This is a genomic window from Neptuniibacter sp. QD29_5 (assembly GCF_047778125.1).
In the GTDB taxonomy this organism is placed as follows: Bacteria; Pseudomonadota; Gammaproteobacteria; order Pseudomonadales; family Balneatricaceae; genus Neptuniibacter.
In genome coordinates, this window is record NZ_CP180556.1 from 1,638,012 (window position 1) to 1,653,438 (window position 15,427).

13 protein-coding genes are annotated in these 15,427 nt (G+C 44.4%); 11 read left to right on the forward strand and 2 right to left on the reverse strand.

From position 1 onward, the window contains the following. The first annotated feature begins 3 nt into the window (after positions 1-3). The 5 genes from sohB (at position 4) to ACMXYR_RS07550 (ending at position 4,572) form a co-directional block, all read left to right on the forward strand. Positions 4-1,065, forward strand: a complete 1,062-nt coding sequence (gene sohB / locus ACMXYR_RS07530) for a protease SohB (protein WP_415884858.1) — start codon at positions 4-6, stop codon at positions 1,063-1,065. A gap of 238 nt (positions 1,066-1,303) precedes the next feature. Then, positions 1,304-1,963 carry a TetR/AcrR family transcriptional regulator gene (locus tag ACMXYR_RS07535; protein ID WP_415903541.1) on the forward strand — a complete coding sequence of 220 codons (660 nt, stop codon included), beginning with the start codon at positions 1,304-1,306 and terminating at the stop codon, positions 1,961-1,963. Between the two features lie 4 nt (positions 1,964-1,967). Further along, positions 1,968-2,447, forward strand: coding sequence for a L,D-transpeptidase family protein (locus ACMXYR_RS07540; RefSeq protein WP_415903542.1), 480 nt, complete (start codon positions 1,968-1,970; stop codon positions 2,445-2,447). A gap of 5 nt (positions 2,448-2,452) precedes the next feature. Next, positions 2,453-3,460, forward strand: coding sequence for a beta-N-acetylhexosaminidase (gene nagZ / locus ACMXYR_RS07545; RefSeq protein ID WP_415903543.1), 1,008 nt, complete (start codon positions 2,453-2,455; stop codon positions 3,458-3,460). After that, on the forward strand, positions 3,457-4,572 hold the full coding sequence (locus ACMXYR_RS07550; RefSeq protein WP_415903544.1) for a mechanosensitive ion channel family protein: 1,116 nt from the start codon (positions 3,457-3,459) through the stop codon (positions 4,570-4,572). The genes nagZ and ACMXYR_RS07550 overlap by 4 nt, the downstream gene beginning before the upstream one ends. A gap of 43 nt (positions 4,573-4,615) precedes the next feature. Here ACMXYR_RS07550 and ACMXYR_RS07555 read toward each other — a convergent pair whose 3' ends face one another. After that, complete coding sequence (locus ACMXYR_RS07555) at positions 4,616-5,356, reverse strand: CsiV family protein (RefSeq protein WP_415903545.1); 741 nt, start codon at positions 5,354-5,356, stop codon at positions 4,616-4,618. Next, the gene (gene mfd / locus ACMXYR_RS07560) at positions 5,353-8,805 is read right to left on the reverse strand and encodes a transcription-repair coupling factor (protein ID WP_415903546.1); all 3,453 of its coding nucleotides are present in this window, start codon (positions 8,803-8,805) and stop codon (positions 5,353-5,355) included. Before mfd ends, ACMXYR_RS07555 begins: the two co-directional genes overlap by 4 nt. 275 nt (positions 8,806-9,080) lie before the next feature. Here mfd and ACMXYR_RS07565 point away from each other — a divergent pair, with 275 nt between their 5' ends. The 6 genes from ACMXYR_RS07565 (at position 9,081) to nqrE (ending at position 15,419) form a co-directional block, all read left to right on the forward strand. Continuing rightward, on the forward strand, positions 9,081-10,514 hold the full coding sequence (locus ACMXYR_RS07565; protein WP_415903547.1) for a glyceraldehyde-3-phosphate dehydrogenase: 1,434 nt from the start codon (positions 9,081-9,083) through the stop codon (positions 10,512-10,514). Positions 10,515-10,830: 316 nt separating this feature from the next. After that, positions 10,831-12,171, forward strand: coding sequence for a Na(+)-translocating NADH-quinone reductase subunit A (locus ACMXYR_RS07570; protein ID WP_415903548.1), 1,341 nt, complete (start codon positions 10,831-10,833; stop codon positions 12,169-12,171). Between the two features lie 2 nt (positions 12,172-12,173). Further along, a complete protein-coding gene (locus ACMXYR_RS07575; protein ID WP_415884507.1) occupies positions 12,174-13,385 on the forward strand; it encodes an NADH:ubiquinone reductase (Na(+)-transporting) subunit B in 1,212 nt (403 codons plus the stop codon). Then, positions 13,372-14,148, forward strand: a complete 777-nt coding sequence (locus ACMXYR_RS07580; RefSeq protein WP_415884508.1) for a Na(+)-translocating NADH-quinone reductase subunit C — start codon at positions 13,372-13,374, stop codon at positions 14,146-14,148. The genes ACMXYR_RS07575 and ACMXYR_RS07580 overlap by 14 nt, the downstream gene beginning before the upstream one ends. A gap of 3 nt (positions 14,149-14,151) precedes the next feature. Next, positions 14,152-14,811, forward strand: a complete 660-nt coding sequence (locus tag ACMXYR_RS07585) for an NADH:ubiquinone reductase (Na(+)-transporting) subunit D (RefSeq protein ID WP_415891538.1) — start codon at positions 14,152-14,154, stop codon at positions 14,809-14,811. Further along, entirely contained in the window at positions 14,811-15,419 is a 609-nt protein-coding gene (gene nqrE, locus ACMXYR_RS07590; RefSeq protein WP_415884510.1) for an NADH:ubiquinone reductase (Na(+)-transporting) subunit E, read from the forward strand. Before ACMXYR_RS07585 ends, nqrE begins: the two co-directional genes overlap by 1 nt. The last annotated feature ends 8 nt before the right edge of the window (positions 15,420-15,427 follow it).

Consider the following 15,427-nt stretch of genomic DNA (forward strand, 5'->3'; position numbering starts at 1 on the left):
TCTGTGGTTGAATTTTTCAGTGAATACGGCCTGTTTTTGGCTAAATCAGTCACTATTGTCATTGCCATTATTGCGGTTGTTGCAGGTATTGCTGTTGTTTCTTCTCGTTCTCGTAAAGATGGTCATCAAGGTGAGATTGAAGTTACTCATTTTAATGATGAGCTTTTAGATATGAAGGAAGCGCTTGAAGATGCGATTCTGGATAAAGAAACGCTAAAAGCGATGCATAAAGAAGAGAAGAAGAAAGAAAAAGCCGAGAAAAAGGCGCGAAAGAAAAACCCGCCTAAAGAAGATGAGCCACGACGCAAGCGTATCTACGTTTTAGATTTTGACGGTGATGTTAAAGCGAGTGAGGTTGAGCCCTTCCGTCAAGAGGTGTCAGCTGTACTGATGATGGCTGAACCAGAAGATGAAGTAGTGATTCGTCTGGAGAGCCCTGGTGGTATGGTGCATGAGTATGGTCTTGCGTCTTCTCAAATTGAGCGTATTAAACGTAAAGAAATTCCATTGACAATCTGTGTTGATCGAGTGGCTGCTAGTGGCGGTTACATGATGGCATGTCTGGCAGATAAACTGATTGCTGCGCCTTTTGCTATTGTTGGATCTATTGGTGTTATCGCGCAGTTGCCGAACTTCCATAAGTTGCTTAAGAAAAATGATATCGATTTTGAAGTGCTTACCGCCGGTGAATACAAACGTACTTTGACTGTGTTTGGCGAAAATACTGATAAAGGTCGTGAGAAGTTTAAGGAAGAGCTTGAAGAAACTCATGAGCTATTTAAGAGCTTTGTTCATGAATACCGCGATGTTGTTGATATCGATAAAGTTGCAACAGGCGAGATCTGGTTTGGTAAACAAGCTTTAGATGTAAATTTGGTTGATGAATTGATGACATCTGATCAATACTTGATGGATGCTGCAGATGAGAGTGATATTTTTGAAGTTCGTTACGAACAGAAGAAAACGCTTCAGGATAAGATCTCTGATATGGCTGCGGATTCTAGCGATAAGGTTTTAACAAAGTGGTGGAGCCGCTTAACGCGTCAAAATATCATCAATCGCTAATCAATTTGGCAGGGGAGGTGATTCCAAGTGAACACCTCCTTAGTTTTTATGCTTTCATTTCCTATTCATTTCTCCTTGTTATTATTCCCTCCTAATTTATCAATTCATGTAACAAGTAAACTTGTTTCATAAATTGGTAGTAAACAAAGATTTACAAGTAATAATGACTTGATTTAATACAGGTGAATATCGTTATAATTCATTCATCATTTGTTTGAAACGCTGGTTTGGAGTACTGATGCATCACAAAGGAACATCGGCAAGTATTGTGCAGGCTGCAGAAGCATTGTTTGCTGAGCAGGGGTTTGCTGAAACAACTGTTCGTCAGATAACCAGTAGAGCAGACGTTAACTTAGCGGCTATTAACTACCATTTCGGTTCCAAAAAGGGGCTGATTCAGGCGGTTGCAGAAAAGTTCCTAGAGCCTTTGTGTGATGAATTGGGCAATATGCTGGATCAGCGTTTAGCCTTTGCAGATGGTAAAACACCATCGTTAGAAGAGTTACTAGAAATGCTGATGCGTGCATTGCTTCTGGTGAATCGTGATAACGTGAACGCGCTCTCTGTTTTTATGAGGCTGTTAGAGCTGTCATATATGAAGAATCAGGAAGAGCTACGTGATTTTTTGATCGAACGCTATACCGAGAAAGTACAGCCTTTCATTAAACTGTTACGCCTAGATTCTGCACCGATGGAAGATGATGAATTCTTCTGGAGACTTCATTTCCTTATCGGCTCAATTACTTTTACGTTGTCTAATTTCCATACTCTAAACGCGATTGAAAAGCGTGAGTTTCAAGGTAGTGCTGAAGTTGAGCAGATCTTGCATCGTATGATCCCTGTTTTGTCTGCTGGCCTTCAGGCGCGCGCCGATAAAACTTATTTCTGCCGTTTGTAATCTTATGCTCTGCATTAGGGTATCAATCGCTCGTCAAACTTTGGAACTGTCGAGCGGCACAAAACTGCTGCAGAGCTATTCTATTTCCACCGCGCTTAATGGCCCAGGCGAGCTAAAAAATAGTGGTTGTACGCCGAGAGGTCGTCATTATATTCGCGCTATGATTGGCTCGAATGCCCCTGAAAACTCAGTTTTTATTGGTCGACGACAAACCGGTGAAATCTATTCGAAAGCTCTTGCTGTAGCACATCCAAATCGTGATTGGATTCTGACTCGTATTATGTGGTTATCAGGTCTAGAAATAGGCCAGAACCGCTTAGGTCAGGTCGATACAATGCAACGCTATATCTATATTCACGGTACGCCTGATACGGAACCTATGGGAGTAGCTAAGTCTCATGGCTGTATTCGTATGAGAAACAGTGATCTGATTGAGCTGTTCTCGCAAGTGTCAGCCGGTACACCTGTTTTAATAGAAGAATAAAATTTATGTCTGAAGTAACCCTTTTTCTGGACCTTGAAGGAACAGAGTTAACGGCTGAGGAGAAGAGGCTTTTAAAGCATCCTTTCATCGGCGGCGTGATCTTATTTGCACGTAACACAGAAAATGCGGAGCAAGTTGCCGAGCTAGTAGGCTCTATGCGAGCTATTCGTGAAGAGCTTGTGATTAGTATCGACCAAGAGGGCGGTCGAGTTCAGCGTTTGAAGCAGGGTGTTGCTGTTCTTCCGGCAGTTAAAACCATAGCGCAAAATTGTACAGAGACATTAGAGGGTGTTGATGCAGCTAGAGCGCTTGGCTATCTGATGGCTGCTGAGCTGCGTCTGCTTGATGTTGACTTGAGTTTCGCCCCGGTCTTGGATGTTGATTATGGTCGCAATACGGTTATTGGTAATCGGGCCTTTGGTGAAGACTATAAAGTGGTGACAGAGATTTCTGCCGCTTACATTGAAGGTATGCGGGATGCAGGTATGTCAGCAACAGGTAAACATTTCCCTGGTCATGGTTGGGCTGATGCTGATACGCATCATGCGGATGCTGTAGATGTTCGCTCCTTTGATGAATTATGGTCTACAGATATGGTGCCTTTTAGGCAGGCTGTAAATAATGATCTAGAAGCTATGATGTTCGCTCACGTACTTTATCCTAAGTGTGATTCTTCTCCAGCTGGATTTTCTTCTTTCTGGTTGGGTGAGATTTTAAGACAGAAAATGGGTTTTGCTGGCATTATTTTTAGTGATGACTTGAGTATGAAAGCGGCCCATAGTGCAGGTAACTATGCAGAGCGCGCAGATAAGGCGATAGCTTCGGGTTGTCAGGCGCTACTTTGTTGTAATGAGCGCCAAGGTACATTGGATATTCTTACTTACTTAGAAACGTCGCATTTTAAACCTCTGCAAGAGATATCAACTCTTAGAGGTAAAGAGTGGGATAGGGATGAGGAGCGTTTGGATGCTGCTCGCGTACTTGCAAATGATTTGCTGGATATAGCGTTATGATCGATATGTTGAATGAGTTATTAACTGAGCATTTTCCTGACTATAGTGATTCTGCATGGATTATCTTATCTTTCGCAGTGTGTGTGATTGCAGTGGTTGCTGATCTTGTCGCTCGCTCAACCGTCAGTCAGTTAATGAAACAAGCGGAAAAAACTCAAATTCTTTGGGATGATGTTTTTCTGAATTCGTTTAGCCGACCAGCACTCTTTTTAATTTGGTTAGCAGCGGGATATTGGTTGATTCAGCTCTTTGAGCAGAATTTCGCTATTGAGGTGCTAGGTGATGACAATCCGTTACCTAAACTTGTTCCCGTAATTCTTTTGGCTTGGTCGTGCTTGCGCTTCCTAAAGCGTTTAGAGCAGGTTCTGGTAATGCCGGACCGTATGAAGAAGCCTATGGATCCAACCACTGTTGGAGCTTTGGGTAGGCTTCTACGCTTAATTGTCTCCATCATTATTGTTCTGATCATTATGCAGAGCTATGGCTACAGTATCTCCGGTATTCTGGCGTTTGGTGGTATCGGCGGTATAGCCGTTGGTTTTGCTGCTAAGGATCTTCTGGCGAACTTTTTTGGTGGCTTGATGATCTATCTAGATCGTCCATTTAAGGTAGGCGACTGGATCCGTTCACCTGATCAGCAGATTGAAGGTACAGTAGAAGATATAGGGTGGCGTCAGACACGTATTCGTACATTTGATAAGCGTCCGTTGTACGTACCTAACTCGACCTTTACTAATATCTCAGTAGAAAACCCATCGCGAATGACCAATCGTCGTATCTACGAATATATTGGTGTGCGTTACGACGATTCTGCACAAGTTCTAGAAGTGATCAAAGCGGTTAAGGCTATGCTTCGCATGCATCCTGAGATTGATCAGCAACAAACTTTAATTGTTAATTTGGATCGCTTTGGGCCTTCGTCTTTGGATTTCTTTATCTATACATTCACAAAAACAACTGATTGGATTCGCTTTCATGAAATCAAGCAGGATGTGATGATGCAGATCATGCAAATTGTAGAAGATAAGGGCGCAGAGTTTGCCTTCCCAACGACGACCGTGCATCTAAGTGGCGAGTTACCTGAATTGGCTAAAGCTTCAGAAGGAAATTGATGTTGGCTTACTAATAAAAAACCGGCTTTAACGCCGGTTTTTTTTATTCTGTTTCAAGAGGGATTATTTCAACAAGAATGCCCATGAGTGGGTGGTCGATATAGTGCAATTCCTCGGACTTCATTCGCCTTGCCTGATTTTGATGTGCAGTGAGAATCTCCGGGATTACGGGGAAGGCAGAGGTGGTTTCCGCTAAGCTCTGAATTGCTTGGGCTTCTGTTTCGGTAGCTGTATCAGATTCGCCCTGCATGGTTAGCATAGCTTGGGCCTGAGGTTCTTCTTTAGTCAGGGGTGTTGCTTTGTTGTTAGGTGCAACTGGCTGGCTAATATAAAGATCAGGACGGAAGTGGAGATAGCGACCTCGGCCCACTGCAATGTGGCCTTCAAGTTCTTGCATGCCGTTGTCTAAAACGCGGCCAGCGCTGATTTTAATCGGGCGAGGGTTTTGTGTGCGTGATACAGGTTGGACCCATGCTTTATGAAAAAGAACCCGATAGTCACCACTGTTATTTAGGCTGCTTTTCGCGCTATTAAGTTCGTGACGGCTGTTAGGAAGGCTTTGGTAAGCGGTTAGATCGTCGCTATCATTAGATTGGCCTTTTAGTTCAACTGCACGATCATTGACAGGAATTTCGTTTATCTCTGGCCAAAATTCCTCGTGGATTGCCATCGGATCGTTATTAGCAAAAATAATCACCTCAATTTTATACCAGCTATCAGAAAACGCGCTGCTGCTGAAAATAAATAGTAAGGGAAGGAATATCGCTTTTAGCATTATCTTCATGATGTTTTAACTGCCAGATCACTCATAAGGCGTTCTACCGCTTTAAAGCGTTCTTCGGTTTTCTCCATATCTAAACTGAATCGCAGTTTGTCTGCGCCCTCAAGTTTATATTTTTGTGGCTGATTTTGTACCATTTTTACTAAAGTTAACGGATCTACTTTCGCATCAGTTGCAAATTCAATTCTACCAACCTCGCTGCCTGCATCAATTTTAACTACATTCATGGCATCAGCACGCAGTTTTAACTCAGTCAGTCTGAAGAGATTCTTAACCTGCTCAGGTAAGAGGCCAAATCGATCAATCATCTCTATTTGCAGCTCTTTTAGCTCTGTGGCTGAGTTTGCATTAGCGATACGTTTGTACAGAATTAGTCGGCTGTGTACATCCGGCAGATATTCATCTGGGATCAGAGCAGATAGATGTAAGTTAACATCGACACCTTGTTTGATCGGCTGATCCATATTCGGCGTTTTGCCTTCTTTAATAGATTCAACAGCTTGCTCTAGCATCTCCATAAATAGCGAGAAACCAACTGTTTGCATCTGGCCGCTTTGCTCTTCACCTAATAGCTCGCCTGCACCACGAATCTCGAGATCGTGCGTCGCAAGGGTAAAGCCTGCGCCTAGGTCGTCTGCGGATTCGATCGCTTCAAGGCGCTTGATCGCGTGTTTGGTCATCGCTTTCTTATGCGGAGTTAACAGATAAGCATAGGCTTGGTGGTGGGAGCGTCCGACACGGCCGCGTAACTGATGAAGTTGGGCTAGGCCGAATTTATCGGCGCGATCGATAATGATGGTGTTGGCGTTAGGTACATCAATACCAGTTTCGATAATGGTTGTACAAAGCAGAATGTTATAGCGCTTATGATAGAAATCGGACATGACCTGTTCGAGTTCGCGCTCTCGCATTTGGCCGTGACCAATGCCGATACGGGCTTCGGGAACCAATTCTTGAAGCTCTTCAGCTGTTTTTTCGATACTTTTAACTTCGTTGTGTAGATAATAAACCTGACCGCCACGTAGTAGCTCACGCAAAATGGCTTCTTTAACTAGAGTGGTGTCGCTATAACGAACAAAGGTCTTAACTGATAGTCTTTTGGCTGGTGGTGTCGCAATGATTGATAGATCGCGAATGCCAGACATCGCCATATTTAGCGTACGAGGTATCGGTGTTGCGGTTAATGTCAGGATATCAACTTCAGAACGAAGCGATTTCAGGCGCTCTTTCTGTTGAACACCGAAGCGGTGTTCTTCATCAATAATCACTAAGCCTAGATCTTTGAAATTAATGTCGCCAGATAGAAGTTTATGGGTGCCAACAATGATGTCGACACTACCGGCTTCTAGCTTATCTAGGATTGTGTTTTGCTGTTTGCCTGTTCGGAAGCGTGAGATTAGCTCAACATTGACCGGCCAGTCAGCAAAACGGTCTTGGAAGTTCTGGTAGTGTTGCTGTGCTAGTAGTGTAGTAGGTACAAGAATAACGACTTGTTTACCGCTTTGTACTGCCATAAATGCTGCGCGCATAGCAACTTCGGTCTTACCAAAGCCTACGTCACCACATACCAAGCGATCCATAGGCTGAACTGCAGTCATATCTCGAATAACGTTGCCAATGGCTGCGGCCTGATCAGGTGTTTCCTCAAATGGGAAAGTGGCTGCGAATTGTAAGTACTGCTCGTCTGGATCGTTGAACTGAAAGCCGATACGAGAAGCACGGCGCGCATAGATATCAAGCAGTTCGGCTGCTGCATCACGCGCTTTTTCAGCGGCTTTACGTTTGGCCTTCGACCACTGTTCGGTGCCAAGTCGGTGCAGAGGTGCGTGCTCGTCACCTGCGCCGGTGTAACGACTGATCAGATGAAGCGCAGAGACTGGTACGTAGAGCTTTGCTTCATCCGCATATTCAAGGGTTAAGAATTCGTTGGTTTGACCTTCGAGCTCGATGGTCTGTAAACCGAGATAGCGGCCTACACCGTGATCTAAGTGAACAACGGGCGAGCCTGAATTTAGTTCTGATAGGTTACGAATAACCTGGTCATTCTGCTCCTGCTCTTTGCTGCGTCTGCGACGCTGGAATACTTGGTGGCCAAATAGTTGCGTCTCAGTGATGATGTGTAGCTGACCTGAGATCGATAGGCCTTGTTCAAGAGGATATTCCGTAATGGTGAGATCGTAATCAGATTCACAGAATGCTTGCCAGTTATCTACTTGGTTGGGCTTAACATTAATACGTGCAAGTAGTTCTAATAATGCTTCCCGACGACCGGCAGATTCGGCGCAAAATAAAACGGCGCCATCGCGCTCCGCAAGAAAGCCTTGTAATGCAGTTAGCGGCTCTTTTAATTGCGAGTTTACCGGTAGAGATGGAGGTTCGGTGCAAGGAAGGTTGCTGCGACCTTGTTTCTCTTCAATAGAGTCTTTAGATAGGCTAATACGACCATATTGCTTTAATGCAGAGAACAGTTCGCTAGTAGAGATGAATATCTCGTTTGGTGACAGTACTGGGTTAGTAATGTCATGGCGACGCTGTTCATAGCGCTCATTAACTTCTTGTGCGAATAGTTCTGCGGTTGCTTCAAGCTCACTATCGACAATGATCTGTGTTTGTTCGGGTAGTGAGGCAAACAGAGAGCTGCATTCTTCATAGAATAGAGGTAGATAATACTCAATGCCCGGTGAGGTCATGCCATCAGAGATGTTGGTATAGACAGGGCATTGTTTGTAATCAACATCAAATCGCTCACGCCAACGAGATTTAAAACCGCTAATAGCGCGTGTATCGAAAGGAAACTCTTTTGCAGGCAATAAATTAATCGCGTCTATCTGCTCGATTGATCTTTGTGTTTCTGGATTAAATGTTCTGAGAGTCTCAATCTCATCATCAAACAGTTCTATACGGAAAGGGTAAGTGCTACCTGTTGGAAACAGATCGATGATCGATCCACGGAAGGCAAATTCGCCATGTTCCATAACGGCATCTACTGCGCGATAGCCGGCATCTATCAGCTGTTTTCTAAGATGCTCTGGATTGATGGTTTGTTCTAGTTTTAGATCAAAACAATTAGAGGCAATAAAATCAGCGGGTGCTGTTCTATGCATTAACGTACTTAAGGGTACGATCAAGATACCTTTATTGAGATTTGGTAGCCTGTTTAGCGTAGAAATACGTTCAGAAATGATGTCCTGGTGCGGTGAGAACGTATCGTACGGGAGTGTTTCCCAATCAGGGAATGAAAGAATTTCAAGTGAGTTGCTTTCACTGGAAAAGAAACTTACTTCATCGTGTAAGCGATTTGCCGTATTCGTATCGTTAGTTATGACTAAAGTGAAGCCTTCAAACTGCTTTGCTGCATCTGTGATTAATAAGCCGGTACCTGCACCAAAGGTTTGCCCGATCTGCTTTTTATCGCCGGGGCCTGTGGGTAGAGAGTAGTTCAGTTGCAGCACAGAGTTGCTCCTTTAATATGCGCTAACCAATAGTAAGGCGGGTAGTTTAACCGTTGTGATTGTAATTGGTAGTTTTGAGCTGGGGTAAATGGCTAAATATAAGTCTTATTCAGTAGGACAAAATATATGGTTCCAAAGTCTATCATGCCGCATTTGCTCAAAAGGGTGGAAAAGAGGATAATGCGCGCACCAAATTTTTAGGGTCCGACTAATACTTGTAATCTGACTGTGTTAGTAGGGTACCAACGAGTTGACAAAACTTTTTGGAGTTTCATGTGAGCCAAGATCAAGTTTTTACAGATTGGAAAGAACGCGAAGCCTTAGCTGAAGCTATGGTTCCACTAGTAGGTGGTCTATACCGTGACCAGAATATCGAGTCTTCTGTATTCGGTCGTCTGATCATCAAACGTTCTGTTATCGATATCCTTAAAGCGCACCGTTTCGTGCGTCAGGTTGAAGAGCAGGAACTAACTGTAGTAGATACTTTTCCAATTCTGGAAGCTGTTAAAAACCTGAATGTACGCAATGCGCACATCGATGCAGGTAAACTGGCAGTTAAATATCGCACAGAAGGCAACGGCCAGGATCTAGAAACATTCCTGAAAGCTGAACTTGCTGATGCAATTGGCACAGAAGAGCGTGAACCTACTGATGTGGTTCTTTACGGTTTCGGTCGTATCGGTCGTCTACTTGCTCGTCTTCTTATCGAGCGTACTGGTGGTGGTCAAGCGCTTCGTCTACGTGCAATCGTTGTACGTAAGGGTGCTGCAGCACGTGATCTAGAAAAACGTGCTAGTTTGCTACGTCGTGACTCTGTTCACGGTTCATTTAAAGGCACTATCACGGTTGACGAAGAGAACAACACAATCACGGCTAACGGTAACGTTATCCAAGTGATCTTCGCTAACTCTCCAGACGAGATTGATTACACTGCATACGGCATCAATAACGCAATGGTTATTGATAACACTGGTAAGTGGCGTGATAAAGAAGGTCTATCTCTGCACCTTCAGTCTAAAGGCGCTTCTCGTGCAGTTCTTACTGCGCCAGGTAAAGGTGTTAAGAACATCGTAATGGGTGTTAACGACGGTGATATCTCTCCAGAAGATACTATCCTGTCTGCTGCGTCTTGTACTACAAACGCAATCACGCCTGTACTAAAAGCGGTATACGATAAGTTCGGTATCGAGAATGGTCACGTTGAAACTGTTCACGCTTACACTAACGACCAGAACCTAATCGATAACTACCACAAAGGTGATCGTCGTGGTCGTGCTGCTGGACTGAACATGGTTATCACTGAAACTGGCGCAGCTAAAGCTGTATCTAAAGCACTTCCAGCAATGGAAGGTAAGCTGACTGGTAATGCTATCCGTGTTCCAACGCCAAATGTTTCTATGGCTATCCTTAACCTGAATCTAGAAAGTGAAACTGACAAAGAAGAGCTAAATGCTTATCTTCGTGATGCTGCGCTACATGGTTCTATGCAGAAACAAATTGACTACAGCAACTCTCCAGAAGCTGTATCTACTGACTTCGTTGGTTCTCGTGCAGCAGGTGTTGTTGATGCGTTGGCTACAATCGCTGGTGGTAAGCGTTGCGTACTTTACGTTTGGTACGATAACGAATTCGGTTACAGCTGCCAGGTTATCCGTATGATGCAGAAAATGGCTCAGTGCACTCTACCAGCTTTCCCTAAAGAAGCTTAAGTGTAGCGAGTTGATTAAAAAGCCACCTATAAGGTGGCTTTTTATTTGCCTTATGTATCATATTTCAAATGGTTATATGTATATAACTAAAAATTCCACCGCTAAAAGGCAAGATAATCGGCTGGAAAGCGCTGATATTGCTGGGTCTTTGTAGAAAAATGACACGCCGCTCAGGTATACTTAGCCAGATTTTTAGGTGGGGTAATTCCATTTTCGTAATAACTACAAGATATCGACTACGTTCGGGGACAGGCCGTGTCGGAATCAAAATCGATTTTGGAATCCTGAAAGAATTTAACGTAATTGGGTGAGGCGTATGATCAAGATCAACAAAGGTCTGGATCTACCGATCACGGGCGCTCCTGAGCAATCTATTACAGATGGCCCAGCAGTAGACTCCGTTGCCGTAGTCGGCTTTGACTATGTAGGTATGAAACCTACCATGGCCGTCAAGGTAGGTGATCGAGTAAAACTCGGTCAAGTGATCTTTTCCGATAAGAAAACAGAAGGCGTTAATTACACAGCACCAGGTGCAGGTGTAGTTAAGGCAATTAACCGTGGTGAACGTCGTGCACTTCAATCAGTAGTGATTGAGTTGGACGGTGATGAAGCGGTTGAATTTAACAAATATAGTGCCAATGAGCTGGCTGGATTGTCGCGCGAGCAAGTGCAAGACAATCTAGTAAATTCAGGTTTGTGGACTGCGCTTCGCACACGTCCATTTAGCCGTGTACCTCAGCCAGGTACTACTCCAAACTCTATTTTTGTTACAGCAATGGATACCAATCCATTAGCAGGTGACCCAGCTGTCATTATCGCTGAACAAAAAGAAGCATTCTCCCAGGGCCTTACTATCCTGACTAAGCTGTCTGAAACGGCTGTTTATCTATGTAAAGCACCGGGTGCTGATATTCCATCTGCTGATGGTGTAACGGTAGAAGAGTTTGAGGGTGGTCACCCTGCAGGTAATGCTGGTACGCATATCCACTTCCTTGATCCTGTATCTCAGGAAAAAACAGTTTGGACAATTGGTTATCAGGATGTGATTGCAGTTGGTAAATTATTTACCGAAGGCAAGCTGTTTACTGATCGTGTTGTTGCTGTTGGTGGTCCACGTGCCGCTAAACCAGGTCTGTTACGAACTCGTTTGGGTGCGAACTTCGAACAGCTTCTTGCTGGTGCACAAAAAGAAGATCACAACCGTATCATCAGTGGTTCTGTGTGGAATGGTCGTACAGCTAATGAAGGTGCGTTTGCTTACCTTGGTCGTTACGCAAACCAGATCACTATTCTTGAAGAAGGCGACAAGCGTGAATTTATGGGCTGGGTTGTTCCTGGTACTAATAAGTTCTCTGTGCTTAATGTATTCGCTTCCTTCCTGAATCGTTCTAAGAAGTTTGATTTTACGACGACTACGAACGGTTCTGAACGAGCTATGGTTCCGGTTGGTCAGTTCGAACAGCTAATGCCAATGGATATTCTTCCAACGCAATTGCTGCGTGCACTAGTAACAGGTGACATTGTTCATGCAATGGAGCTAGGTTGCTTGGAACTGGACGAAGAAGACCTCGCGCTGTGCACATTTGCCTGCCCAGGTAAATATGAGTACGGCCCAATCCTTCGCGACAACTTGACGCGTATCGAGAAAGAGGCCTGATCATGAGCTTGAGAAATATTCTTGATAAAATGGAGCCGCACTTCCACAAAGGCGGCAAGTATGAAAATTGGTATGCGCTTTACGAAGCTGCAGATACTATTTTCTACACTCCGGGTCATGTAACTAAAACAGCAGCTCACGTACGCGACGCGGTCGACCTGAAGCGTATGATGATCTTGGTGTGGATGTGTACATTCCCAGCAATTTTCTTCGGTATGTACAATGTTGGTTTGCAGGCTAATACTGCAATGGCCACGATGGGCATTACCGAACCATCATCTTGGCAAGCTGCTTTAGCAGGCGCTATTTCGGGTTTTAATCCTGATAGTGTGTGGGATAACATCATTCTTGGTGCTGCCTACTGGCTACCTATCTACATTGTTACCTTTGTAGTGGGTGGTTTCTGGGAAGTATTGTTTGCAATGAAGCGTGGCCACGAAGTAAACGAAGGTTTCTTCGTAACTTCTGTTCTTTTTGCTTTGATTCTTCCTCCAAGCATTCCGCTGTGGCAGGTTGCTCTTGGTATCAGTTTCGGTGTTGTAATTGGTAAAGAAGTATTCGGTGGTACCGGTAAAAACTTCCTTAACCCTGCGCTAACTGGTCGTGCATTCCTGTTCTTCGCTTACCCAGCGCAGATGTCTGGTGACGCAATCTGGACTGCCGTTGATGGCTTCTCTGGTGCGACAGCACTAAGCCTTGCTGCATCTGGCGGTGTTGATGCAATCCTTGCACAGAACATCACTTGGTTCGATGCATTCATTGGTACAATCCAGGGTTCTGTAGGTGAAGTATCTACGCTAGCGATTGCTGCGGGTGGTCTAGTACTGCTTATTGCTAAAGTTGCTGCATGGCGCATAGTTGCAGGTGTCTTCTTGGGCATGGTTGCAACTTCTACGCTATTTAACCTGATCGGCTCTGAAACAAATCCAATGTTTGGCCTGCCATTCTACTGGCACCTGGTATTGGGTGGTTTTGCCTTTGGTATGTTCTTCATGGCGACAGACCCTGTGTCTGCATCTATGACAAACAAAGGTAAGTGGTACTTCGGTGCTTTGGTTGGTGTAATGGTTGTATTGATCCGTGTGGTTAACCCAGCATTCCCAGAAGGTATGATGCTGGCGATCCTGTTTGCGAACTTGTTCGCACCGTTGATCGACAACTTTGTTGTTCAGGCAAACATCAAACGGAGGTTGGCGCGCAATGTCAGCAAGTAATGACACTATCGGTAAGACTATTACCGTTACAGTTCTTTTATGTGTTGTCTGCTCGGTAATCGTATCTGCGGCTGCTGTACTGCTTAAACCAAAGCAGGTGGCAAACAAGGATCAAGACCGTAAGAGCAACATTCTTACTGCAGCTGGTATCTCTGATGCTAATAAATCAGTAGATGAGTTGTTTGCTCAGATCACTACTAAGTACGTTGATCTAGAGACTGGCAAATTCACTACAGACGTTCCAGCTAAATACGATGCTAAGAAAGCAGCTAAAGACCCTCAGTTGGGTAAAGTGCTGACTAAAGATGTAGATATCGCTTCTATCAAGTATCAGGCTAAGGTTATGCCTGTATACCTAGTAGAAAAAGATGGTCAGATTGAGAAATTGATCTTGCCAGTACACGGCTACGGTCTGTGGTCTACACTTTACGGATTCTTGGCGCTAGAAGGTGACTTGAATACAGTTGTTGGTTTTGGTTTCTACTCTCACGCTGAGACTCCTGGTCTAGGTGGTGAAGTTGATAACCCGAACTGGAAAGCGCTATGGCCAGGTAAAGAAATTTACCCTGCAGGTTCTATGGAACCAGCGATTGGCTTAATCAAGGGCACTGTAGATTCGTCTAACCCTAAAGCTAAGCATCAGATCGATGGCCTGGCGGGGGCGACGTTGACTGCAAACGGTGTTACGAACCTCGTTCAGTTCTGGATGGGTTCTAACGGTTATGCACCGTTCTTGGCTAACCTCAAAGCAGGGGGGGCGTAAGCGATGTCACAAGCTAAAGAAGTACTGAGTACTCCAGTATTTAAGAACAACCCAATCGGTCTTCAGATCCTTGGTGTATGTTCTGCGTTGGCGGTTACCTCTAACCTTAATACTGCTATGGTAATGACTATGGCGGTAATTGCGGTAACAGCATTCTCGAACTTGTTTGTATCGATTATCCGTAATCACATTCCAAGCAGTGTTCGAATCATCTGTCAGATGACTATCATTGCGTCATTGGTAATCGTTGTTGACCAGATTCTTAAAGCCTTTGCTTACGATGTATCTAAGCAGCTTTCTGTATTCGTAGGTCTGATCATTACTAACTGTATCGTAATGGGTCGTGCTGAAGCCTTCGCTATGAAGAACCCTCCAGGTATCTCCTTCATGGATGGTATCGGTAACGGTCTAGGTTACGGTGTGGTTCTAATCTTCGTAGGTTTCCTACGTGAGCTATTCGGCGCAGGTAAACTGTTTGGTTACGAAGTTCTGCCTCTAGTAAACGATGGCGGCTGGTACTTGGCTAACGGTATGATGCTGTTACCACCAAGTGCATTCTTCATCATTGGTATGTTCATCTGGTTGACTCGTACTTTCTACAAAGATCAAGTAGAAGCACCAGAGTTTGAACTAGCTAAAAATACTAAGAAGGAGGCTGTGTAATGGAACAGTTAATCAGCCTTGCTGTTAAGGCGATTTTCGTTGAAAACATGGCGCTAGCATTCTTCCTAGGCATGTGTACTTTCTTGGCGATTTCCAAGAAGGTTCAAACGTCTCTAGGTTTGGGTATTGCTGTAGTCGTTGTGTTGGCAATCACAACACCTGTAAACAACCTAATCTTCAACTTGCTTCTTCGTGAAGGCGCACTTGCATGGGCGGGTTACCCTGAAGTTGATTTGAGCTTCCTTGGTTACATCTCTTACATTGGTGTAATCGCGGCGATGGTACAGATCCTTGAGATGTTCTTGGATAAATACGTACCAGCTCTATACAACTCTCTAGGTGTATTCCTACCTTTGATCACAGTTAACTGTGCAATCATGGGAGCGGCACTATTCATGGTAGAGCGTGACTACACTTTCGGTGAGTCAGTGGTTTACGGTGTAAGTGCAGGTATCGGTTGGGCGCTAGCTATTACAGCGCTTGCGGGTATCCGTGAAAAACTTAAATACAGCGACGTACCAGAAGGTCTACGTGGTCTGGGCATTACCTTCATCACTGTTGGTTTGATGTCTCTAGGCTTCATGTCTTTCTCTGGTGTATCTCTTTAATGCCAACA